17 protein-coding genes are annotated in these 22,098 nt (G+C 65.7%); 9 read left to right on the top strand and 8 right to left on the bottom strand.

Translation table 11 applies throughout. The features are described 5' to 3' along the window. The first annotated feature begins 164 nt into the window (after positions 1 to 164). From GJV37_RS04670 to GJV37_RS04635, 8 genes are all read left to right on the top strand, one after another. The gene (locus tag GJV37_RS04670; protein WP_193452180.1) at positions 165 to 1,037 is read left to right on the top strand and encodes a DUF1353 domain-containing protein; all 873 of its coding nucleotides are present in this window, start codon (positions 165 to 167) and stop codon (positions 1,035 to 1,037) included. 61 nt (positions 1,038 to 1,098) lie between these two features. Next, entirely contained in the window at positions 1,099 to 2,058 is a 960-nt protein-coding gene (locus GJV37_RS04665; protein WP_038803712.1) for an AAA family ATPase, read from the top strand. Position 2,059: 1 nt separating this feature from the next. Then, a complete protein-coding gene (locus tag GJV37_RS04660; protein WP_024765096.1) occupies positions 2,060 to 3,004 on the top strand; it encodes a DUF58 domain-containing protein in 945 nt (314 codons plus the stop codon). Next, positions 3,001 to 3,498 (top strand): DUF4381 domain-containing protein, encoded by a 498-nt coding sequence (locus GJV37_RS04655; RefSeq protein WP_024765097.1) that lies wholly within the window; start codon positions 3,001 to 3,003, stop codon positions 3,496 to 3,498. Before GJV37_RS04660 ends, GJV37_RS04655 begins: the two co-directional genes overlap by 4 nt. Beyond that, positions 3,491 to 4,525 carry a vWA domain-containing protein gene (locus tag GJV37_RS04650; RefSeq protein WP_193452179.1) on the top strand — a complete coding sequence of 345 codons (1,035 nt, stop codon included), beginning with the start codon at positions 3,491 to 3,493 and terminating at the stop codon, positions 4,523 to 4,525. The genes GJV37_RS04655 and GJV37_RS04650 overlap by 8 nt, the downstream gene beginning before the upstream one ends. Beyond that, positions 4,522 to 6,282 (top strand): vWA domain-containing protein, encoded by a 1,761-nt coding sequence (locus GJV37_RS04645; RefSeq protein ID WP_193452178.1) that lies wholly within the window; start codon positions 4,522 to 4,524, stop codon positions 6,280 to 6,282. The genes GJV37_RS04650 and GJV37_RS04645 overlap by 4 nt, the downstream gene beginning before the upstream one ends. Further along, positions 6,279 to 7,925 (top strand): BatD family protein, encoded by a 1,647-nt coding sequence (locus GJV37_RS04640; protein WP_193452177.1) that lies wholly within the window; start codon positions 6,279 to 6,281, stop codon positions 7,923 to 7,925. Before GJV37_RS04645 ends, GJV37_RS04640 begins: the two co-directional genes overlap by 4 nt. Positions 7,926 to 7,962: 37 nt before the next feature. Then, on the top strand, positions 7,963 to 9,063 hold the full coding sequence (locus GJV37_RS04635) for an alpha/beta hydrolase fold domain-containing protein (protein ID WP_193452176.1): 1,101 nt from the start codon (positions 7,963 to 7,965) through the stop codon (positions 9,061 to 9,063). Between the two features lie 91 nt (positions 9,064 to 9,154). On the opposite strand, the gene GJV37_RS04630 is transcribed toward GJV37_RS04635, so the two are convergent. Continuing rightward, positions 9,155 to 9,571, bottom strand: coding sequence for a carboxymuconolactone decarboxylase family protein (locus GJV37_RS04630; protein ID WP_193452175.1), 417 nt, complete (start codon positions 9,569 to 9,571; stop codon positions 9,155 to 9,157). 112 nt (positions 9,572 to 9,683) lie between these two features. Here GJV37_RS04630 and GJV37_RS04625 point away from each other — a divergent pair, with 112 nt between their 5' ends. Next, positions 9,684 to 10,490 (top strand): cyclase family protein, encoded by an 807-nt coding sequence (locus tag GJV37_RS04625; protein ID WP_169889669.1) that lies wholly within the window; start codon positions 9,684 to 9,686, stop codon positions 10,488 to 10,490. A 69-nt stretch (positions 10,491 to 10,559) separates the two neighbouring features. Here the strand turns inward: GJV37_RS04625 and GJV37_RS04620 are convergent, their stop codons facing one another. The 7 genes from GJV37_RS04620 to GJV37_RS04590 all read right to left on the bottom strand — a co-directional run bounded on the left by GJV37_RS04620 (position 10,560) and on the right by GJV37_RS04590 (position 22,094). Then, positions 10,560 to 12,941 (bottom strand): efflux RND transporter permease subunit, encoded by a 2,382-nt coding sequence (locus GJV37_RS04620; protein ID WP_038803711.1) that lies wholly within the window; start codon positions 12,939 to 12,941, stop codon positions 10,560 to 10,562. A gap of 14 nt (positions 12,942 to 12,955) precedes the next feature. Continuing rightward, entirely contained in the window at positions 12,956 to 14,038 is a 1,083-nt protein-coding gene (locus GJV37_RS04615; protein WP_037012043.1) for a WD40/YVTN/BNR-like repeat-containing protein, read from the bottom strand. Positions 14,039 to 14,308: 270 nt separating this feature from the next. Next, positions 14,309 to 15,676 (bottom strand): DUF1329 domain-containing protein, encoded by a 1,368-nt coding sequence (locus tag GJV37_RS04610; protein ID WP_024765105.1) that lies wholly within the window; start codon positions 15,674 to 15,676, stop codon positions 14,309 to 14,311. 56 nt (positions 15,677 to 15,732) lie between these two features. Beyond that, entirely contained in the window at positions 15,733 to 17,700 is a 1,968-nt protein-coding gene (locus GJV37_RS04605; protein ID WP_138525881.1) for a DUF1302 domain-containing protein, read from the bottom strand. 484 nt (positions 17,701 to 18,184) lie between these two features. Then, entirely contained in the window at positions 18,185 to 20,857 is a 2,673-nt protein-coding gene (gene pepN / locus GJV37_RS04600) for an aminopeptidase N (RefSeq protein WP_193452174.1), read from the bottom strand. Positions 20,858 to 21,006: 149 nt separating this feature from the next. Further along, positions 21,007 to 21,834 carry a DUF2797 domain-containing protein gene (locus GJV37_RS04595; RefSeq protein ID WP_024765108.1) on the bottom strand — a complete coding sequence of 276 codons (828 nt, stop codon included), beginning with the start codon at positions 21,832 to 21,834 and terminating at the stop codon, positions 21,007 to 21,009. Beyond that, positions 21,834 to 22,094, bottom strand: coding sequence for a YeaC family protein (locus tag GJV37_RS04590; RefSeq protein WP_193452173.1), 261 nt, complete (start codon positions 22,092 to 22,094; stop codon positions 21,834 to 21,836). Before GJV37_RS04590 ends, GJV37_RS04595 begins: the two co-directional genes overlap by 1 nt. Positions 22,095 to 22,098 lie beyond the last annotated feature (4 nt).

Raw genomic sequence — 22,098 nt, 5'->3', positions numbered from 1 at the left:
GGGACTGGGCCGCCGCTGGCTTACGGGGCTGCGACATATTCGTTCAACGGCATGCAGCCACCACGCTCTGGGGAAACGACAGAATTTGCGGCACGATCGTTCCGCAACTGCCCGAGGAAATATCAAAGCGCTATCATGGCGACCCCTCGCCTGGAACGGACGCCATGCAACGCCACCCGCCCCTGCGCCGCCCGCTGCTGCGCCACCTGGACAACCTGCTGGTCACCCTGCTGGGCGCGGCGCTGCTCGTGGCGGCCTGGCTGTTCCTCGACGAAGCCGTGCAGCCGCTGCTGATCGGCGCGGTCCCGGTCTATCTCGGCGTGCTGCTGCCGCGCATCGTCGGCCGGGGCGAACGTCTGCGCCGGGTGCAGGCCGCGCGGGAACGCTCGGTGGACGAGTGGGGATTCTGCAGCCGCGACCGCAACGGCCCGTGGATCAACTACATCGATTTCCCGCTGGTCCGCGAAGACCCGTTGTTCAAGGGCCGCTACTTCTATAGCGAGTGGCTGGTGGTGCATGACGGGCGCATCGTCATCAACCCCGGCCCCGCCCATGTCGACCTGAACGCCGGCACCGTGAGCTACGACTTCGGCTGCACCCGCACCTATGCCTGGGACGGCTGCTCGCCGAAAGTGCCGTTCTTCTGGATGGCGACCCTTGGCACGCCGGACTGGTGGGAGCACCTGGAAAGCGTGCAGTGCCTGCGCCACGGCCAGCAGCAGGAACGCGTGATGTTCTGGCCGGTGGCGCACCACGCCAGCCTGGTGCATGACGCGCTGTACCAGTTCCTCAATGTCGCCCCGGTGACCAAGGCCGAGGCGGACGAGCTGTTCCACCGCATGCTGCTGGACGCCGGCATGCCGCGCCTGGTGGCCTGGGTCTACCGCTTCGCAGTGGTCCACGGCGGCGCACGCGACATGCGCCGCCAGCTCAACCCCAATACTTCCCTGCGCCTGCTGACCCCGCTGCCTGGCGGCCGGGCAACTCAGGAACCACTAGCGCCGCACAAGGCTCGAAGCGCAGCGCTGCAAGAGTGACGGCCGATGCAGTAAAGTAGGCGGCCCGACAGCCCCACCCTTCGTCCAGGAAATCCACGCGATGGAACATCGTGAGTCGCTCCTTGCACTGCGCCAGTATCTCTCCAGCCAGATCCTCGGCCAGGAAAAGCTCATCGAGCGGCTGCTCATCGCCCTGATCGCCGACGGCCACCTGCTGGTGGAAGGCGCGCCGGGCCTGGCCAAGACCAAGGCGATCAAGGACCTGGCCGAAGGCCTGGAGGCCGAGTTCCACCGCATCCAGTTCACCCCCGACCTGCTCCCGGCGGATATCACCGGCACCGAGATCTATCGCCCGGAGAACGGCAGCTTCGTGTTCCAGCAGGGGCCGATCTTCCACCACCTGGTGCTGGCCGACGAAATCAACCGCGCGCCGGCCAAGGTGCAGTCCGCGCTGCTCGAAGCCATGGCCGAGCGCCAGGTCAGCGTGGGCCGCAGCACCTACGACCTGCCACCGCTGTTCCTGGTGATGGCCACGCAGAACCCCATCGAGCAGGAAGGCACCTACCCGCTGCCCGAGGCCCAGCTCGACCGCTTCCTGATGCACGTGAAGATCGGTTATCCGGAAGCTTCCGTTGAACGCCGCATCCTCCAGCAGGCCCGCGGCGAAGCGCTGAATGGCGAAACCAAGCCCGAGCGCCGGGTCACCCAGGAAGCCATCTTCGCCGCGCGCCACGAAATCCTCGGCCTGTACATGGCCGACGCCGTGGAGGAATACCTGGTCCAGCTGATCATGGCCACGCGCACCCCGGCCAAGTACGACGCCGAACTGGCCGAATGGCTGTCCTACGGCGCCAGCCCGCGGGGCTCCATCGCGCTGGACCGTTGCGCGCGTGCCCACGCCTGGCTGGCCGGCCGCGACTTCGTCAGCCCCGAGGACATCCAGGCGATGCTCTTCGATGTGCTGCGCCACCGCCTGATCCTCACCTTCGAGGCGGAAGCCGCCGGGATCGACCAGGACCGCGTGGTCCAGCGCATCCTCGACGTAGTCGCCGTCGCCTGACATGCACAACGTCCTGGCGCCTGGCGTCGCGATTTCCCTTGGCGAGCTGATCGAGATCCGTCACCGCCTGCACGAAGTCCAGCTGTTTTCCACGCCTTCGCGGCGCAGCCCGTTGATCGGCCTGCACCACTCGCGCCTGCGCGGCCGTGGCGTGGACTTCGACCAGGTGCGCGTGTACCAGGCCGGCGACGATGTGCGCACCATCGACTGGCGCGTCACCGCGCGCACCCAGGAGCCGCACACCAAGCTGTTCCATGAAGAGCGCGAGCGCCCGGTTTACGTCCTGGTGGAACAGAGCGCGCGGATGTTCTTCGGCTCCGGGCAGTCGTTCAAGTCCGTGCTCGCCGCCCGTGCCGCGGCCTTCGTCGGCTGGGCCGCGCTGGCGCACAACGACCGCATCGGCGGGCTGGTGTTCACCGACAGCGAATGCCACGAGATCAAGCCACGGCGCAGCAAACAGAGCCTGCTGCAGTTGTTCAACCTGATCGTGCGCGCCAACAACGCCCTGCTCGCCGGCTCCAACCTCAGCCACAACGGCGACGGCTTCGGCATGGCCCTGCGCCGCGCCCGCGAGGTGCTGCGTCCCGGCAGCCTGATCATGGTGATGTGCGACGAGCGCGCGCTCAGCGACGTGGCCGAGCAGCAATTGTCCCTGCTGGCGCGGCACACCGACCTGGTGATGCTGCCGGTATCCGACCCGCTCGACCACGCCCTGCCCGCCGCCGGATTGCTGAGGTTCGCCGAGGGCCAGGCACAGCTGGAACTGGACACCCACATCGACGAGCAGCGCCTGGCCTACCGCGCCCTCGGCGAGGCCCGCCGCGAGCGCTGGCAGCGCCTTGCACTGCGCCTTGGCGTGCCGCTGCTGCCGCTGACCACCCAGGAAGAACTGGTGGAGCAGCTGCGCAACCTGCTGGAACAGCATCAGCCGGGTTATGCCAAATGAATCCCCTCGACCAACTGCAACCGCTGATCGAACCGGCGACGGTGCCCTGGTGGCCCCCGGCGCCTGGCTGGTGGCTGCTCGCCGCGCTGCTGCCGCTTCTGCTCTGGCTGCTGTGGCGCAATCGCCAGCGCTGGTTGCCCAGACGCAAGGCCAAGGTGGCCACAGAAGCCCCGCTGGACCCGCTGCGCGAAGCCGCCCTGGAAGAACTCAAGCGCCTGCCGCGCCCCTATGACCGCGCGCCGGCCGGCCCCTGGCTGCAATCGCTCAATGGCCTGCTCAAACGACTGTCGCGCGCCCGCTGGCCGGACAGCCACAGCCATACCCTGAGCGGCCGCGCCTGGCTGGCGTTTCTCGACACCCGTTGCCCGGCCGCCGGCCTGACCCGCTGGATGATCCTGGTGGAAGGCGGCTACCGCGCCGAGTGCAAGCTGGACGACAAGGCCATCGACGGCCTCGCCGCCGCCGTGGAAACCTGGGTGCGCAAGCATGTCTGAATTCGCCTGGCCGTGGATATTCCTGCTCGCCCCGCTGCCCTGGGTGATGCGCTTCATCCTGCCGCCGGCCGACAATGGCGAGGCGGCGCTCAAGGTCAGCTTCCTCAAGGAACTCGAAGGGCTCGCCGGCCGCCGTGCCCGTGCGCGCCTGCCGGCCTGGCGCCAACAGGCGCCCTTCGCCCTGCTCTGGCTCTGCCTGCTGCTGGCCGCGGCACGCCCGCAGTGGGTCGGCGAGCCACTGCCGATCCCCGCCACCGGCCGCGACCTGCTGCTAGCGGTGGATGTCTCCGGCTCCATGGACTACGCCGACATGACCTGGGACGGCGCGGAAGTCAGTCGCCTGCACGCCGTGCAGAAACTGTTCGGTGATTTCATCGAAGGTCGCCGGGGTGACCGCGTCGGGCTGATCCTGTTCGGCACCCGCGCCTACCTGCAGGCGCCGCTGACCTTCGACCGCCACACCGTGCGCATCTGGCTGGACGAAGCGCTGATCGGCATCGCCGGCAAGGACACCGCCCTGGGCGACGCCATCGGCCTGGCGGTCAAGCGCCTGCGCCAGCGCCCGGCCGAGAGCCGCGTGCTGGTGCTGATCACCGATGGCGCCAACACCGCCGGCGAGATATCCCCGCAGACCGCCGCACGCCTGGCCGCCGACGAGCACGTGAAGGTCTACACCATCGGCATCGGCGCCGATCCCAAGCAGGGCGGCGTCGCCGGACTGTTCGGCCTCAACCCGGGGTTGGACCTGGACGAGCCGGCGCTCAAAGCCATCGCCGAAAGCACCGGCGGCGAGTACTTCCGCGCACGCAATGGCGAAGAGTTGCAGCGCATCTCCGACAGCCTCGACCGGCTCGAGCCGGTGGAACAGAAGCCGACCCAGGCGCGCCCGGCCATCGCGCTGTACCGCTGGCCGCTGCTGCTGGCACTGCTGATCAGCGCAGTGCTGGTGGTGGGCACGCTGTGGCCGCCCGAGGACTGGCGCTGGCCGGCCTGGATGGCGCGCCTGCAGAAGGAGCGCCGGCCATGAGCAACCTTTGGCCGCACCTGCTGCACCCGCTGTGGCTGATCCTGCTGCTGCCGCTCGGCTGGCTGCTGTGGAAGCTCTGGCACCGTGAGCGCCGCGCCGGCCGCTGGCAGCTGCTGCTGCCCCAGGCCTTCCACCCCTGGCTGCTGGCCGGCGGCAACGGCCGTCATGAACGCCGCCCGTGGATCTACCTGGGCATCGCCTGGCTGCTGGCGGTGCTTGCCCTGCTCGGCCCGAGCTGGCAGCAGGTGGAGCAACCGACCATGGAACGCAGCGACCCGCTGGTGGTGGTGCTGGAACTCACACCGCAGATGCTCGCCACCGACCTCAAGCCGACGCGCCTGGAACAGGCCCGGCGCAAGCTGCTCGACCTCCTGCAGGCACGCAGCGACGCGCAGACCGCCATCGTCGTCTACGCCGGCAGCGCCCACACGCTGGTGCCGCTGTCCAATGACCTGGGCACCGCATGCAACCTGCTCGACGCCCTCAAACCCTCGATCATGCCCGAGCCCGGCCAGCGCGCCGACCTTGCCGTCGCCCAGGCGCGACGCCTGCTCGACAACGGCGCTGAGGGCAACGGCCGGATCCTGCTGCTCACCAGTGCGCTGGACGCCCGCGAACGCCAGGGCATTCGCCAGGCGCTCAAGGGCAAGGGCAAGGATCTGCTGCTGCTCGCCGTGGGCACGCCCGGCGGCGCCCCCATCGCCCAGGAAGACGGCACCTTCCTCAAGGACGACCAGGGCAACATCCTGGTGCCACGCCTGGACGAGAATGGGCTGCGCGTCTTCGCCACCGACATGGGCGGCCGCTTCCAGCGCCTGCGCGCCAGCAGCGGCGACCTGCGCTCCCTCGGCCTGCTGGACAACACCCAGGGCCTGCAGGTCAGCGAGGAAGACGCACTGCTGCGCCTGCAGCGCTGGGCCGACCAGGGCTACTGGCTGCTGTTGCCCCTGCTCCTGCTCGCCGCCTGCGCCGGGCGGCGCGGCTGGCTGTTCAGCCTGCCGCTGTGGCTGCCGCTGCTCTGGGCGCCGCCGCAGGACGCCAATGCCTTCGAGTTGAACGATCTCTGGTTGCGCCCCGACCAGCAGGGCCAGCGCCTGCTCGACGCCGGCAAGCCGGCCGAGGCGGCCGAGCGCTTCGCTGACTTCCGCTGGAAGGGGCTGGCCCTGTATCGAGCCGGCGATTATGTCGACGCCGCCCAGGCCTTCGCCCAGGGTGACGAGGCCGCCGACCACTACAACCGCGGCAACGCCCTGGCGAAACAGAACGAGCTGGAAGCCGCGATCGACGCCTACGACCAGGCACTTGAACGCAACCCCGACCTGGAGGCCGCCAAGCGTAACAAAGCCCTCCTCGAAGACCTGTTGCGCCAACGCAAGGACAATCCGCCCGGCGACGGCACCGACCAGCCCCCCGAAGAAAACCACGACGCCGGACAGAGCAGCGATCCCCAGGGCGCCCAGCCTCAGGATCAGCAGCACGAGGAAGACAACGCCAGCGAACGTGACTCACAACCGGCACCGGCGGCGAAGACCCCATCGCAGGAAGCCGACAAACCCACCACCAGCCAGGCCGACAAGCCCGACGGCGACGTTCGCGAAGATCAGGAAACCAACCCGGAAGATGCCGGTCCACTGGGAGACGAGCGCCGTCAGGCCCTGGAACAGTGGCTGCGGCAGATTCCCGACGATCCGTCCGAACTGTTGCGTCGCAAGTTCTGGTACCAGCAACAGCAGCAGCGCCAGGAACCCAACCCATGAAAAGGCTGATCTGCCTGACCCTGCTCTGCCTCGCCGCCTTCCGCGCCGAGGCCAGCTTCACCGCCAGCGTCGACCGTGCGCGCCTGAACCAGGGCGAGAGTGTCGAGCTGACGCTGGAGTCCGATGACCCGACGCTGTTCGGCAAGCCCGACCTGAAACCGCTGGACGAGCACTTCGTGGTCCTGGGCACCCGCCAGGTCAACCGCCTCACCACACTCAACGGCAAGGCCCAGGCCACCACGCGCTGGATCATCACCCTGCAGCCACGCAGCGAAGGCAAGGTGGAAATCCCGCCGATCCACCTGGGCGGCAACGCCAGCGAGCCGATCAGCCTCGATGTGCTCAAGGCCGAGGACAGCGCCGAGGGACAGAAGCTCGCGCCGGTGTTCATCGACGCCAGCGTCGACCACGAGGAAAGCTGGGTGCAGGCCCAGGTCATCCTCACCCTGCGCATCTACCACTCGGTGTCGTTGTACGACGACAGCAGCCTCAGCCCGCTGCGCATGAACGACGCCCGCGTCGAGCAACTGGGCGAGCCACGCACCTACGAGAAGGACATCAACGGCGTTCGCCATGGCGTGATCGAAGTGCGCTACGCGATCTTTCCGCAGAAGAGCGGCACCCTGGAGATCCCCGGCCAGACCTTCAAGGCCACTCAGGTCGCCCAGCGCCGCAACGACGATGACTACAACCCGTTCGGCCCGCAGCCGGGCAAGCAGGTGCTGGTCACCTCGCCGAGCATCCCGTTGCAGATCGACCCCAAGCCCGCGGACTACCCGAAGGACGCACCCTGGCTGCCGGCTCGCTCGCTCAGCCTGAGCGAGACCTGGAGCCCGCAGCCCGAGGAAGCCAAGGCCGGCGAATCGCTGACCCGCAACATCATGCTGCGCGTGGATGGCCTGTCCGGCGCCCAGTTGCCGCCGCTGCCGGTCACCCTGCCCGAAGGCCTGCGCCATTACCCGGACCAGCCGCAGCTGGCCAACGAAAGCAGTGACCAGGGCATGATCGGCAGCCGCGAGGAACGCGAAGCGCTGATCGCCGACAAGGCCGGCCCGGTCGAGCTGCCGCCGGTGGAAGTGGTCTGGTGGAATACCCAGGAGCGCCGGGTCGAGCGCACCAGCCTGCCGGCGCGCACCCTGCAAGTCGCCGCCAACGCGCAACTGGAAGAACACACCGAGGCCCCCGCTGCCCCCAGCGAAGCGGCAGTCAGCGACACGCTGCTCTGGCCCTGGCAGCTCGCCTGCGCACTGCTCAGCCTGACCACCCTGCTCGGTTTCGCCCTGTGGTGGCGCGCCCGCAGCCAGCCGGCGGTCATTCGCGTGGCGCAGGCCGGCCCGAGCACCCGCACCCTGCTGGATGAATTGCGCCGCGCCTGCCAGGCCAACGACTCGCATGCCACCCGCCAGGCGCTGGATGCCTGGGCCCGGCAACAACCGGAAACCCTGGCCGACATGGCAGCGCGCTTCGTGCCGTTGTCCGATGCGCTGGATGGCCTCAACGGTGCGCTCTACAGCGACAGCGAAGGCGGACGCAACTGGCAGGGCGAAGACCTCTGGCGCGCCATCCGCACCCTGCCCGGTGCCGACCCGGACGCACCGCCGGCGCCGGAGGCCAGCAGCCTGCCGCCGCTCTATCCGCGCTGACGGCTATGCTGGTGGCATCCCCGCCAGAGATGCGTCCATGCCCGCCCACCGGCTGATTCCGGCGCTGGCCGCCGGCCTGCTGCTGATCTGCAATCTCCTCATGGCCGGCCCGCTGCAGGCAGCCGAGGCCCTGCCACCGACCCAGCCGTTGCAGGGCCCCGGCGGTTCGAACTACGCCCATGCCGACGTGCACCAGTGGCACTTCTCGGCCGAGGGCAACGAATACTGGGTGTTCACTCCGGAGCGGCCCGCCCCCGCCAGCGCGCCTGTGGTGGTCTTCACCCACGGCTGGAGCGTCATGCAGCCGGACCTCTATCGCGCCTGGATCGAGCACATCGTCCGGCGTGGCGCCATCCTCATCTACCCGCGCTACCAGGCGACGCTGAAGACGCCTGCGGCGGAGTTCCTGCCCAACGCAGCCGACTCCGTGCGCCGCGCCATCGCCGATCTGCAGGCGGGCAAGCTGGGAGTGAAGCCGGAGCTGGAGCACGTCGCCTACGTCGGCCATTCGGCGGGTGGCCTGATCGCCAGCGGGCTCGCCGCCTCCTGGCAACGGCTGGGCATACCGGAGCCGCGTGCGCTGATGGCGGTGGAGCCGGGCAAGAGCAGTGGCCCACGCTGGCGCCAGGTGCCACTGGAACCGCTGGCCAACATCCCCGCCGGCACCTTGCTGCTGGCGCTTTGTGGTGATGAGGACGAGCGCGTTGCCTGCGATGACGCTCAGCGCATCTACTCGGAAAGCACCCAGGTCGCGCCGCGCAACAAGGACCTGCTCCTGCTGCGCAGCGACCGCCACGGCAGCCCGCCCCTGCTGGCCAACCATGCGGCGCCGACCGCACCGCGCTTCGATCCGCGCTACCCGCCCAGCGACTCTTCCAGCTGGTTGCTCAACCGCGTGCAGGAGCGCGTGAAGCAGCGTCTGAAACAAGGGCAACCCTCAGCCCACAACGCCCTGGCGACCGATGCGATGGACTGGTTCGGGCCGTGGAAGCTGTTCGATGCATTGTGCGATGCGGCCTTCTACGGCCAGGACCGCGATTACGCGCTGGGCGGGGGGCCGGCGCAGCTGTCCATGGGGCGCTGGAGCGATGGCACACCGGTGAAGGCGATGCAGCGGTTGTCGGCACCAGTACCCTGAGCATCCATCGCCGGCCTGGGTTCGCGAGCAAGCTCGCTCCTACAGGCACGCGCCGGAGCGCTTTTGGTAGGAGCGAGCTTCGCGAACAATCTCAACTGCCGCTGTGCTCCATCACCGCCCCCTTGAACACATCGTCCAGCGGCACCTGGTAGCCAATGGCAAGACGGTTGGTCTCGTTGGCCATGGCCACCACGGCCATCAGCTCGCCGAGCATCGCGTCGTCCATCCCGGCCTTGCGCGCCGCCGCGCCGTGGGAGCCGATGCAGTAGTTGCAGTTGTTGGTGACACTGACGGCGACGTAGATCAACTCCTTCACCAGCGGATCGAGCTGACCCGGCCCCATCACCTCCTTGAGGCTTTCCCAGGTGCGCCTGAGGGTCTGCGGGTGGTTGGCCAACGCTTTCCAGAAGTTGTTCACCCAGTCGATCTTGCGTGTCTCCATGATGTCGTCATAGACAGCGCGGATTTCTGGGCTGGCTTCGGCGTACTCGATGAGCTGGAAGGACATGAGGTCTCCTAACGAAAATGAATAAGAAAAGCAGAATTCAGAATTGGATCGCGGGTCGAGCGATGGAGAAAGATAAGGCGCGTTCTCCTATCCCCGTCAAGGAATCAGACCCATGCAACGCCGCCCCACCCTGCTATTCGCCGCCACCCTGCTGCCATTTCTTGCCCTGTCGGCCCACGCCGCCCAGCCGGGTCTGTGGGATACCTACGCCAGCCTCAGGCAGCACGACTGGGTCGACCTGACCCACGCGTTCGACAGCAATACACCGCACTGGAAAGGCTTCGAGCCCATGGGCCGCAAGACGCTCTACACCGTGGACAAGGACGGTTTCCAGGTGGAGCTGTACAGCCACGTCGGACAGTGGGGCACCCACGTCGACCCGCCGGTGCACTTCCACAAGGGCCTGCGCAGCGTCGATCAACTCGACGTGAAGGAGCAGTTCCTGCCGCTGGTGGTGTTCGATATCCATGAGCAGGTGGCGAAGAACCCCGACTACGTGCTGACCCTGGCCGATGTGAAGGCCTGGGAAGCCAAGCATGGCCCGGTACCGGAAGGCTCCTTCGCGGCGCTGCGCACCGACTGGTCCCAGCGCTGGCCGGACCAGGCGAAGATGCAGAACCAGGACGCCAAGGGTGTGGCGCACTATCCGGGCTGGAGCAAGGAGGCGCTGGTGTATCTCTACGAGACGCGCAAGATCACTGCCTCCGGCCACGAGACCACGGATACCGATCCCGGCATCGCTACCAGCAAGGACGACTATTCGCTGGAGTCGTACATCCTGGGCACCAACCACTACCAGATCGAATTGCTCGCCAACCTCGACAAGGTGCCCGAGGCCGGCGCGCTGGCGGTGGTGAGCTTCCCGAAGATTGCCCAGGGCACGGGCTTCCCGGCGCGGGTCTTCGCCATCCTGCCGTGATCCGCCCTGCGCGTAGGAGCATAAAAAAACGCGGCCCGAGGGCCGCGTTTTTTATTGCTCGAGCGTCGATCAGTGAACCAGGATCGAAGCCTTCTTCTGACGCACCTTCTCCGGGTTGATCAGGAAGCGCGCCAGCGCCGGCAGCAGCCAGAGGGCGCCGAACATGTTCCAGAGGAGCATGAAGGTCAGCATCAGCCCCATGTCGGCCTGGAACTTGATCGCCGAGAAGATCCAGGTAGCCACGCCGATGGCCAGGCACAGGCCGGTGAACAGCACGGCTTTACCCGTGGACTTCAGCGTCTCGTAGTAGGCCTCCTGCAGGGACAGGCCCTGGCGCAGGAAGGACTCCAGGCGGGTGTAGATGTAGATGCCGTAGTCCACGCCGATACCCACGCCCAGCGCGATCACCGGCAGGGTCGCTACCTTCACGCCGATGCCCAGGGTGGCCATCAGCGCGTTGCCCAGCACCGAGGTGAGGATCAGCGGCAGCACGATGCACAGGGTCGCGGCGAAGGAGCGGAAGGTGATCAGGCACATCACTGCCACGCAGATGTACACCAGGATCAGGATGGTCAGTTCCGAGTGCTTGATCACGTCGTTGGTGGCGGCCTCGATACCGGCGTTACCGGCGGCGAGCTTGAACTTCAGGTCGTCCTTCTCGTTGGCCTTGGCGAAGTCCTGCACGACAGCCACGGCGCGGTCGAGGGTCTCGGCCTTGTGGTCGTTGAGGAACACCAGCAGGGGCGCCAGCGAGCAGTTGCTGTTGAACAGACCTTCGGCGCGGCTGATGGAGTTGTTCAGCACGTCCTGGTTGCGCGACAGCGACTCCCACTTCAGGTTGCCTTCGTTCATGCCCTTGATCATCTGCTTGGAGACGGTGACCAGGGAGATGGCCGACTGCACGCCCTGGGTGTTCTCCAGGCGCCAGGCCAGCTCGTCGATGGCGGACAGGGTCTTGTGGGTGGAGCAGCCTTCGGCCTCGGACGCCACCATCACCACCAGCACGTCGGAGCTGGTCGAGTAGTTGCGAATGATGAAGTCGTTGTCCAGGTTGTAGCGCGAGTCCGGACGCAGTTCCGGCGCACCCTGGTCAAGGTCGCCGATCTTCAGGTGATGGCCCTGCCACATGCCGCCGGCGAACATCGCCAGGGCGATGACCACGGAGATCGGCGCCACGGACGGGCTGGCGAAGTTGGACAGCGCGCGCCAGAAGGGATGGTCGCGCACGGCGTCTTCCTTGCTACGCTGCACCGCCTTCTTGCTGATGCCGATGTAGGAAATGGCGACCGGCAGCAGGATCAGGTTGGTGAACACGATCACCGCCACGCCGATGGACGCGCCGATGGCCAGTTCGCGGATCACGCCGATGTCGATCACCAGCAGGGTGATGAAGCCGACGGCGTCCGCGAGAATGGCGATCATGCCCGGCAGGAACAGCTGGCGGAAGGTGCGGCGGGCGGCCAGCAGCGGGGTTTCCGCATCACTGGACTGCAGGGCGATACCGTTGATCTTCTGCACGCCGTGGGAAATACCGATGGCGAAGATCAGGAACGGCACCAGCATCGAGTACGGGTCCAGTCCGAAGCCGATGATGTGCAGCAGGCCCAGTTGCCAGATCACCGCCACCAGGGTGGTGGACAGCACGGCGATGGTGGAGCGCACGCACTTGGTGAACCACAGCAGCAGCACCAGGGTGATGACGAAGCAGATGCCGAAGAAGCCGACCACCATCAGCAGGCCGTCGATCAGGTCACCGACCTTCTTGGCGAAGCCGGTGATGTGGATCTTCACGTTGGGGTTCTGCAGCTGGTACTTGTCGCGGATCTTCTCTTCCAGCTCATGGGAGAACTGGCGGTAGTCCAGCTTCATCAGCTTGCCCTGGTCCTTCGGGTCCGGGTAGACCTCCAGCAGCGGCACGTCGACGATGCTCGACTTGAAGTTGTTGGCCACCAGGCGGCCGATCTGGCCGGACTTGAGCACGTTGTTGCGCAGCAGGTCCAGAGCCTTGGCGGAACCGTCGTAGGTCTGCGGGATAACCTCGCCGCCGGCGAAGCCCTCCTCGGTCACTTCGGTCCAGCGTACGCTCGGGCTCCACAGCGACTTCATGCCGGAGCGGTCGACGCCGGGGATGTAGAAGACCTCGTCATGGATCTGCCGCAGCGTCTCCATGTATTCCTTGGTGAAGATGTCGCCGTTCACCGCTTCCACCGAGATGCGCACGGTGTTGCCGAGGTTGGCCAGGTCGTTGCGGTGCTCCAGCATGTTCTGGATGAACGGGTGCTGCAGCGGGATCATCTTCTCGAAGCTGGTGGACGGGCGCACTTGCGTGGCCGACCAGGCGAGGAAGACGGTCACCAGCAGGCACGCGATGATCACGAACGGCCGGTGGGTGAAGATGATGCGTTCCAGGAAAGTCGCCTTGTCCTGTTCGTGTTTGTTCAGAGCGTTCATTGCGGCTCCCCGGCTTATTGTTGTTCTGTCAGCTCGGCACCGGTCGCCGAAGCCAGGTGGATACCGCCCTGGCCGACCAGCACCAGGTTGCCATCGCCGGCCGCGCTCACGCCCGCGAGGGAGAGGCGGTCCGGACGGTTGACGACGCTGAAGCTGACGCCGTCGTCCTTGCTTTCCAGTACGCTGCCGCCGTGGCCGACGACGACGATGGTGCCGTCATCCAGCAGGCTGCCTTCGGAGAGGCCGAACTCCAGCGCTCCGCCATTGGCGGTGGGCAGGCTGACCTGCTGCCAGGTGCTGCCGAAATCGGTCGAGCGGAACAGGTGACCGCGCAGGCCGTAGGCCAGGACGGTGCCGGCGTGGGTGGTGCCGGTGGCGCCGAACAGCGAGCCCTCGTAGGGGCCCTGGAGTTTTTCCCAGGTCTGGCCCCAGTCCTTGGAGCGGAACATACTGCCCGCCTCGCCGACCACGAACAGGCCGGAATCCTTCACCGCCGTGATGGCGTTGAGGTGGTACTGGTCTTCGTTGTCCAGGCGATCGCTGACGTCTTCCCAGCTCTTGCCGCCATCGGTGGTTTCCAGCAGCGCGCCATAGGCGCCCACGGCCACACCGTGGTTCTCGTCCTGGAACCAGATGTCCAGCAGCGGCGCTTCGCGCTTGAGGTCCTCGAACTGGCGCACCCAGGTGGTGCCGCCATCGGTAGTGGCCAGGACCTGGGCGTCGTGACCGACGGCCCAGCCCTTCTTGTCGTTGACGAAGAACACCGAGGTCAGCAGCTGGCGGGTCGGCACGGTGGCCTGGGTCCAGCTCTTGCCTGCGTCGTCGGAATAGAGGATGTGCCCGTGGTCTCCCACCGCGACCAGCCGCTTGCCGGCATGGGCGATGCTCAGCAGCAGGCTGCTGGAGGCCTTGGCGGAAATGATCGAGTTGGCATCGCTGGCGGCGTCCGTTGCGGCGACGGCATGCAGCGGAGCCAGGGACATCATCAGGAAGGAAAACGCGCCGAGCAGGGAAATCGACTTGCGCGACATCGGGAAGGAGCTTCGCACTCCCGATACGGGCTGCTCGCTCGAAGTGCGCCACAGGGGCTCACGCATATGCCTTTACCTCTTTTTCTTATGCAGGCGGTATGTAGTTTGGAGCTATATAGCCAGCCTTTTCCGGGGCTGACAATTAACGGCACGTTATCTTTTGTTAAGCCCCGGGCGCCTCACTCGAAAGGATGAGTGCATTTTGCCATCTCGCCCGAAAGGCGCGCGGGTGGCGGCTTCCCGCGGGTGGAGCGGTAACACTTTCACGCCCTCACGCTTTCGCGCAGGTATAAAAAAGCCCGCCATGGGGCGGGCTCTTTCACGCACGAAGCGAACTCAGCGGGTGCCGCGGCGACGCAGTGCGGACGGGCTGAAGTAGGAGTCGTCCGGTACGGCCTGGCTGAAGTCGATGGTGGTCGGCTCTTCGTTGTCCAGGTTCTGTACGTGGTAGCGACGGGCCTGCAGGTCGTGGAAGGTATCCAGAGCGGTCCAGGTGGTGGGCAGCTCGTAGTAGTTCTTCAGGTACGCCAGCGATACGCGCCACAGTTCGCCGCGACCGTCGTACTGGTCGACTTCGGCGGCGCCCCAGCTGTCCTCGTCGAGGAACAGTACGCGCTTGGAATAGATGTGGCGTGCGCCCGGCTTCAGGGTGCCTTCCACGATCCACACGCGGTGCAGTTCGTAGCGGGTGTATTTCGGGTTCAGGTGGTTGGGGGTCAGCAGATCCTTGTACTTAACCTCAGGGCTGGAAACCTTGTAGTTGTTGTACGGGATGTACATTTCCTTCTTGCCGATCAGCTTCCAGTCGTAGCGGTCCGGCGAGCCGTTGAACATGTCGGTGTCGTCGGCGGTACGCAGGCCGTCGGCGGCGGCGATCGGGGTGTCGTAGGCCAGGTTCGGCGCACGGCGCACGCGGCGCTGGCCGGCGTTGTAGCCCCAGGCCTGGCGCGGCTCCTTCACCTGGTCGAGGGTCTCGTGGACCAGTGCGGCACCACCGGCCAGGCGAGCCGGGCTCTTGGTGAACGACAGGTAGTAGAACAGCAGGTTGTTCAGGTCGGCGAAGCTCTTGCCCTGGATGTAGTACTTGAACAGTGCTTCCTGCTGCGAGGTCACCAGCGAGTAGTCGCCGTTACGCTGCACAGCCACTTCGGAGGCGCGACGCACGACGTAGGTGCCGCGGTAGCGGGCGATGTGGTTCCACACCGCTTCCACGCCGTTCTGCGGGATCGGGAACGGGATGCCGCCGAAAGCATCGACGAAGCCGTTGCCGCCTTCGGCCAGCTTGGCGCTGGTGGCATTCTTCAGGGTGTTGTCGTACACCCACTGCGGCGCCGAACCGCTGCGGCGGCTCGGGTACACCGGCATCTGGAAGGTGTCCGGGTAGGTGGCGAACAGCGCCAGGGTGCCCGGAGTCAGGTTGGCCTTGTACTGGTCCAGGTTCGCCTTGGTGATGGTATACAGCGGCTTGTCGGCGGCGAACGGGTCGATATGGTGCTGGCCCGGCTTGTAGCCGGCCGGTGCCTGGGTGATGCCGCCGGTCCAGGCCGGGATGGTGCCGGCGGCGTTGCCGGCCTTTTCCGCGCCCAGCGGGGTCAGGCTCGACTGCAGCTTGGCCGCGTCCTGCGGGGAAACCGCCGCCAGGGCGCTGCCGGCGGACAGGGCCAGGGCCACTGCGGCGCCGACCAGGGTACGCATGTTGCGCATGGTGATTCTCCGTGAAGTTCACGCGCCGGCCCCTGTGGGCCGACGCGAGCTTGTCGTTAGAAGGAGTACTTGACGTTGAAGCCGACGTTGTCGCGGTCGCGGCTGGCGTTGTTCTGCCCGGCGCCGTAGAACTCGGTGTACTGCAGTTCGGCTTCCAGGGCGTTCAGGTAGGTAGCCTTGACGCCCAGGGTGTAGGCCTTGCGGCCTTCGATGAAGTTGCCGGTCTGGTAGGAGTTGCCTTCGAAGTCGTCCTTGTAGACGGCGTAGGGCGAGATGTTCACGCCGGCGAAGACGTCGTTCCAGGTACCCGACAGCAGCAGGGTGTAGCCGTAGGCGTTCTTGTTCACCTGATCGTCGCGGTCATAGCCGGAGATGTAGGCGCCGTTGCCACGGCCGGAGTAGTAGCGGGTGCTGCCGTCGTACGCGGTGTACTGCAGGTCACTGCCGCGCAGGTGTTCGGAGGCCAGTTCCGCCACGCCCATCAGCGAGTCGAAGGACAGCGACGGGCCGAAGTTGTAGATGGTGCCCAGCGAGGTGTTGAAGGCTTCGACGCGCTCGTAGTTGTGGATCTGGTCGCGAATCGAGACGTCACCGCCACCGATGTTCACGGTCTTGCCGCTGGCCAGCGCCGGGGCCTGAACCAGCAGGTCGCCGAGCAGGTCGTTGGTGGTGGCGATGCCGATCGGCAGGTTCGGGCGGTAGGCCAGCTCACCGAACACCGAGGCGTCGCCCACGGTGGTGTTGAAGCTGAAGCCGTACATGCGGATGTTTTCCACATATTCACGGCGGGCGTTGACCTGGTTGGCGACGTCCACGGAGGTCGCGCCATTCACCAGGCTCAGCACCTGGCCGGCCAGGGCGTTGCCGCTGCCTGCGGCGCTTACCAACTGGTCGTAGGAGGTGAAGCCACCAACGCCGGCGAGCTGGTCGAGATCCACGCCAGCGTAGTCGCTGTTCAGGTCGGCGTAGATGGTCGGCTCTTTGGAGTGGTAGTTGACGAAGTAGAAGCCGAACTCGGTGGAGTTCAGTTCTTCAGCCACGTAGTGGAAGGCCACACCGAACTGACCATCGTTCTTGGCGTTGATGTCCTTGCCGACGTTGGCGACCTTGAACACACCGTTGGAGTCCAGGTACTGAGTACCCTGCAGGCCGCCCACATGGGCTGCGGACAGCTGCGGGTAGAGGCTCTGGAACAGCGGATTGGAGAGCGCGCCCACGGTGGTGTAGGCAGTGTTGCCGCCATCGGCGAACAGGTCGGTTTCGGAGAAGAAGGTGCCGACCGGGTCGATGCGGGTCTCTTTCCAGTTCCACTGGTAGAAAGCGTCCATCGACAGGTTGTCGGTCAGGCCGATGTTGAAGCTCGCAGCCTCCACCGGCATCAGCACTTCCTTCAGCTCCGAGCCCGGCAGGCGGAACTTGGCGGCGTCCACCGGGTTGGTGGTGTTCACGCCACCGCGATAGAAGATGCCTTCGCCCCAGTTGAATACCTGACGCCCCAGGCGCGCGGTCAGCGGGTGATCGGCCACGTCCCAGTTGCCGTAGACATAGGCATCGAGGATCTCGGCGCGGTTGCCGGCGGCGTCGCGGGTCTCGCTGGTGAAGCGGTCGCTGTTCGGATAGGTCTGGCTCGGCTGCGCCGGGTGGTTGTTGTCGTAGTAGTCGTTGCGCTTGTCCATGATCTGGGTGTCATAGAAAGCCGAGCCACGCACGAACAGGCCGTAGTTCTTGTAGGTCGCTTCCAGGTCGGAAGTGATCTTGTACACCTCGGAAACCAGGCCAGTGTCGAAGTTGCGATTGCCGTCGTTGCCGTTGATGTCGTTGTTGGTCTTGTCCTGGCCTTGCACGCGCCACAGGGCGCCGTAGGACACGGTGCTGTCCAGCGAGCCGGTGACTTCGTTATCGAGGAAGCTGAACTCGACCGCCGTTGCCTGGGCAGACATCAGCAGGGGCAGGATGCCGGCCAGGGCGAAACCGGCACGAGCAGGCGCATAACGCAAGACAGGCTTGCGAACTGGGATTTCCATTAGGACTCACTCCATGGACTGATCATTCTTTAGCGGCGCCGCCAGTGCGCGGTACGCCTTGTCAGCCGTTATTCCACGGCCTTGTTGTCGTCGATCTGAAGGAAACTCCCCCAAGGTGCTCGACACGCCTCCCGTCCCAATGGACGGGTAAAGGCTAAGCAGCGTCCGCCGGTGCAACCCCGATGCCAGAATTCAGATGCGTCTGATTCTGCTTACAAAAAATAAAGAATATGTGCGCTACTTTTTGTGACTGGTCGTTCACTGATCAAATCAAGTGGCCGATTGCGCCATTCACCACTGCAAATGGCGCAATCGGCCCCTGGAGGCGCGACGCAGACACATCGGGCTTTTTCGCTCAATAGCGAGCAGCGATAAGGGAGACATCGATTAATTTCGATAGGTAACAAAAAGGTGTTACCAACAAGAGCTGGTAACACCTTTTTGAAAGTCGCTTGCGCCCCCGGGACGGGACGCGGCGGGTGTGCTAAGCGAGGCTCTTGCTCACCACTTCGTATACATCGCTGGACAGCTCGCCCGACGCCAGGATGCGCTCCAGCTCGGCCTTCATCAGCGCCTGGCGCCCAGGCGCGTATTTGCGCCAGCGGGTCAGCGGCGTCAGCAGGCGCGAGGCGATCTGCGGGTTGAGTGCGTTGAGGGTGATGATCTGGTCCGCGAGGAAGCGGTAGCCGGCGCCATCCGCGCGGTGGAAGTTGATCGCGTTCTGGTTGGCGAAGGCGCCGATCAGGGCGCGGATCTTGTTCGGGTTCTTCAGGGTGAAGGCCGGATGGCTCATCAGCGCCTGTACGCGCTCCAGCCCGCCCGGCAGGGTGCAGCCGGCCTGGACGCTGAACCACTGATCCATCACCAGCGGGTCATCCTTGAAGTAGTCGGCGAACATCGCCAGCGCCTCGGCCTTCTCCTTGTCGAAGGAAGAGTTGACCAGCACCGCGAGCGCGGTCAGGCGCTCGGTCATGTTGTCGCAATCCTTGTACTGCTCCTGGCAGGCGGCGAGCACTTCGGGCTTGGCGTTTTGAATGAGGTAGGACAGCGCGATGTTCTGCAGGCTGCGGCGGGCAATGTGCGAGGCCTCGGCAACGTAGGCGGTCTCGCGGGACTGCGTGCGGTTGGCCTGGTAACGCTCCCACAGCTGCTCGTGCAGCGCCGTGCCGATCTGCTGGCGGGCGAACTCACGGGCCGCGTGGATCGCCTCGACATCAGCCACTTCGCTGATCTCGGTGAGGTAGGCCTCGCTGGGCAGCGAGAGCATCTCGGCGACCATGGCCTGGTCCAGGCCGGTGTCCAGCAGCAAGGTGCGGAAGGCGGTGATCAGACGCTGGTCGAGCACCAGCTTCTCGCCACGCTGGTGCTGGCCGATCAATTCCTGCAGGACCTGCACGGACAACTGCTGGCCGGCTTCCCAGCGATTGAAGCCGTCCTCATCAAACTGCATGAGGAACATCAGCTGGTCGCGGTCGTAGGGGAAGCTCAGCTTCACCGGCGCGGAGAAACCACGCAGCAGCGACGGCAACGGCTTCTCGGCGAGGCCGACGAAGGTGAAGGACTGCTCCGCCTCGGTCACCTGCAGCACACGGTCGCTGCCGTGGGCGTGCTCTTCGCCCTTGAGGCGCAGCGACAGGGCGTTGCCCAGCTTGTCGATCAGGCCCATCTGCACCGGGATGACGAAGGGCAGCTTCTCGCTCTGCCCCGGCGTCGCCGGGCAGCTCTGGCGGAAGGTCAGGGTGTAGCTCTGCGCGGCGGCATCATAGCTCTCCTCCACCGCCAGGCGCGGAGTACCGGACTGGCTGTACCAGCGCTTGAACTGGGTCAGGTCGACGCCGTTGGCGTCTTCCATCGCCTTGACGAAATCGTCGCAGGTCACGGCCTGGCCGTCGTGGCGCTCGAAGTACAGGTCGGTGCCCTTGCGGAAGCCATCGGCGCCCAGCAGGGTGTGGATCATGCGCACCACTTCCGAACCCTTCTCGTAGACGGTCAGGGTGTAGAAGTTGGAAATCTCGATGAAGGAATCCGGGCGCACCGGGTGCGCCATCGGGCCGGCGTCCTCGGCGAACTGGTTGGTACGCAGGAAGGCCACGTCCTCGACGCGCTTGACGGTGCGCGAGTTCATGTCAGCGGAGAACTCGCTGTCGCGGAACACGGTGAAGCCTTCCTTGAGCGACAGCTGGAACCAGTCGCGGCAGGTCACGCGGTTGCCCGACCAATTGTGGAAGTACTCGTGGGCAACCACGCCTTCGACGCGCTGGTGCGCAGCGTCGGTGGCGGTCTCGGCCTTGGCCAGCACGCAGCTGGAGTTGAAGATGTTGAGGCCCTTGTTCTCCATGGCGCCCATGTTGAAGTCGTTGACCGCAACGATCATGAAGATGTCCAGGTCGTACTCGCGCCCGTAGACCTTCTCGTCCCAGCGCATAGAGTTCTTCAGGCTGTCCATGGCGTGCTGGCACTTGTCGATGTTCTCCGGCTCGACATAGATGCGCAGGGTGACTTCGCGCTCGCTCATGGTGGTGAACTGGTCTTCCACGCACCAGAGATCACCGGCGACCAGGGCGAACAGGTAGGCCGGCTTCTTGAACGGGTCCTGCCAGGTCGCCCAGTGGCGGCCGCCCTCTTCCGAGCCGCTGGCGATCGGGTTGCCGTTGGAGAGGAGCACCGGGTACTGGTGTTGCTCGGCCGACAGCGTGGTGGTGAAGCTGCTCATCACGTCCGGGCGGTCGAGGTAGTAGGTGATCTTGCGGAAGCCTTCGGCCTCGCACTGGGTGCAGAACATCTTGCCGGACTTGTACAGGCCTTCCAGCGCGGTGTTGCTTTCCGGGTGGATGCGTACGGTGCTGTCGACGGTGAAGGTCGCCGCCGTCGGCTGCAGGGTCAGGTGGTTCTCGTCGAGCTGGTACTGGCCGGCCTCAAGGGCCTGGTCATCCAGCGCCACCGACAGCAGCTCCAGTTGCTGGCCGTCGAGCACCAGGGGCGGCAGGCCGTCGTCCGGAGCGCCGGCCGCACGATCCGGGTTGCGGCGCATCACCAGCTGGGCGTGGACCAGGGTGTGGTCCTCATACAGCTCGAAGGTCAGGCTGGTCTCGTCGATCAGGTACTCAGGCGCCTGATAATCCTTGAGGTAGATGACTTTCGGTTGCTCGGTACGCATGGCTTTTGGCCCCTTGGCAGGCGGCCGGCGCGGTGGGCCGGCCGGAGGAATCTGGTACTGACTCTAGCGAGCTAGAGCGAAGCGGGCGAGTCGTGCGCGCATCTATCCCTAGATGCGTGCCACGAGCCGGAAATTCAATGCGGTGTCGATCAGGCGCTGATGGCCAGCTGGTACGCGGTGAACTTGCGCACGTTGATCACACCGGTATCGAAGATCAGGTACTGGCCCTTGATACCCTGCAGGGTACCCTCGACCACCGGCGTCTTGTCCAGATCGAAGCTGGTGATCTTGGCCAGGTAGGCCTCCACCGGATAGCGGATCTCGATGGGCTCCATGTCGATCACCGGCTGGATCGCCTGCAGGCCGAAGCGCTGCTGCAGCCCGACGATACCCTCGGCACAGGCGTCGAATATCTGCTCGCGAATCGCCACCAGGTCCAGTGGTTCCGCCTCGCCCTTGAGCAGCGCGCGCCAGTTGGTGCGGTCGGTGACCTGGCTGCGCAGCAGGTCCTCGACGAAGCCGGACTGCTGGCGGGTGGCTACACGCATGATCGGCAATGCCTGGCGCGCGCCCTGGTCGATCCAGCGGGTCGGCACCTGGGTGGCGCGGGTGATGCCCACCTTCACGCCCGAGGAGTTGGCCAGGTAGACCACGTGGTCGGTCATGCAGAAACGCTCGCCCCACTCCGGATCACGGCAGGAGCCGTCCTCGAAGTGGCACTTCTCCGGGCTCATGATGCAGCTGTCGCATTGCGCCAACTTGGTGAAGCACGGGTAGCAGTAGCCCTGGGCGAAGCTTTTCTTGGTCTTGCGGCCGCAGTGGCTGCAGAAGATTTCGCCCAGGTACTCCAGGCGCACCGTCTTGCCGATCAGCGGGTTGACCGGGACCTGCGCCTCGCCGAGGCGGAAGGCGTACTGCACGGGGCTTTCCAGGCGCGCCGACATCTTGTCCAGGGCGCCGCGTCCAATCTCTTGCATCAGTGCAGGGAGTTGGAGGAGAAGATCATGTTCGGGATCGGCTCAGCGTGGGAGGCGCATTCCTGCGGGCCCATGTGGCCGGTGCGCTGGTCCTCGGGCAGGTTGTCCATCTCCCAGGCGATCATGGCCTGCAGCGACAGCTCCTTCTGCTCCTGGGACAGTTTGCGGCCGTCGGGCCACTTGCCGATTTCCACGGCCAGCTTGAGGCTCTCGTAGATTTCGGGGGTGATGTTCTGGATCATTTCGGCGAAGGACGACATGGGC

Source organism: Pseudomonas nitroreducens (assembly GCF_010994165.1).
Lineage (GTDB): Bacteria > Pseudomonadota > Gammaproteobacteria > Pseudomonadales > Pseudomonadaceae > Pseudomonas > Pseudomonas nitroreducens.
This window is presented reverse-complemented; position numbering and strand designations above follow the sequence as displayed.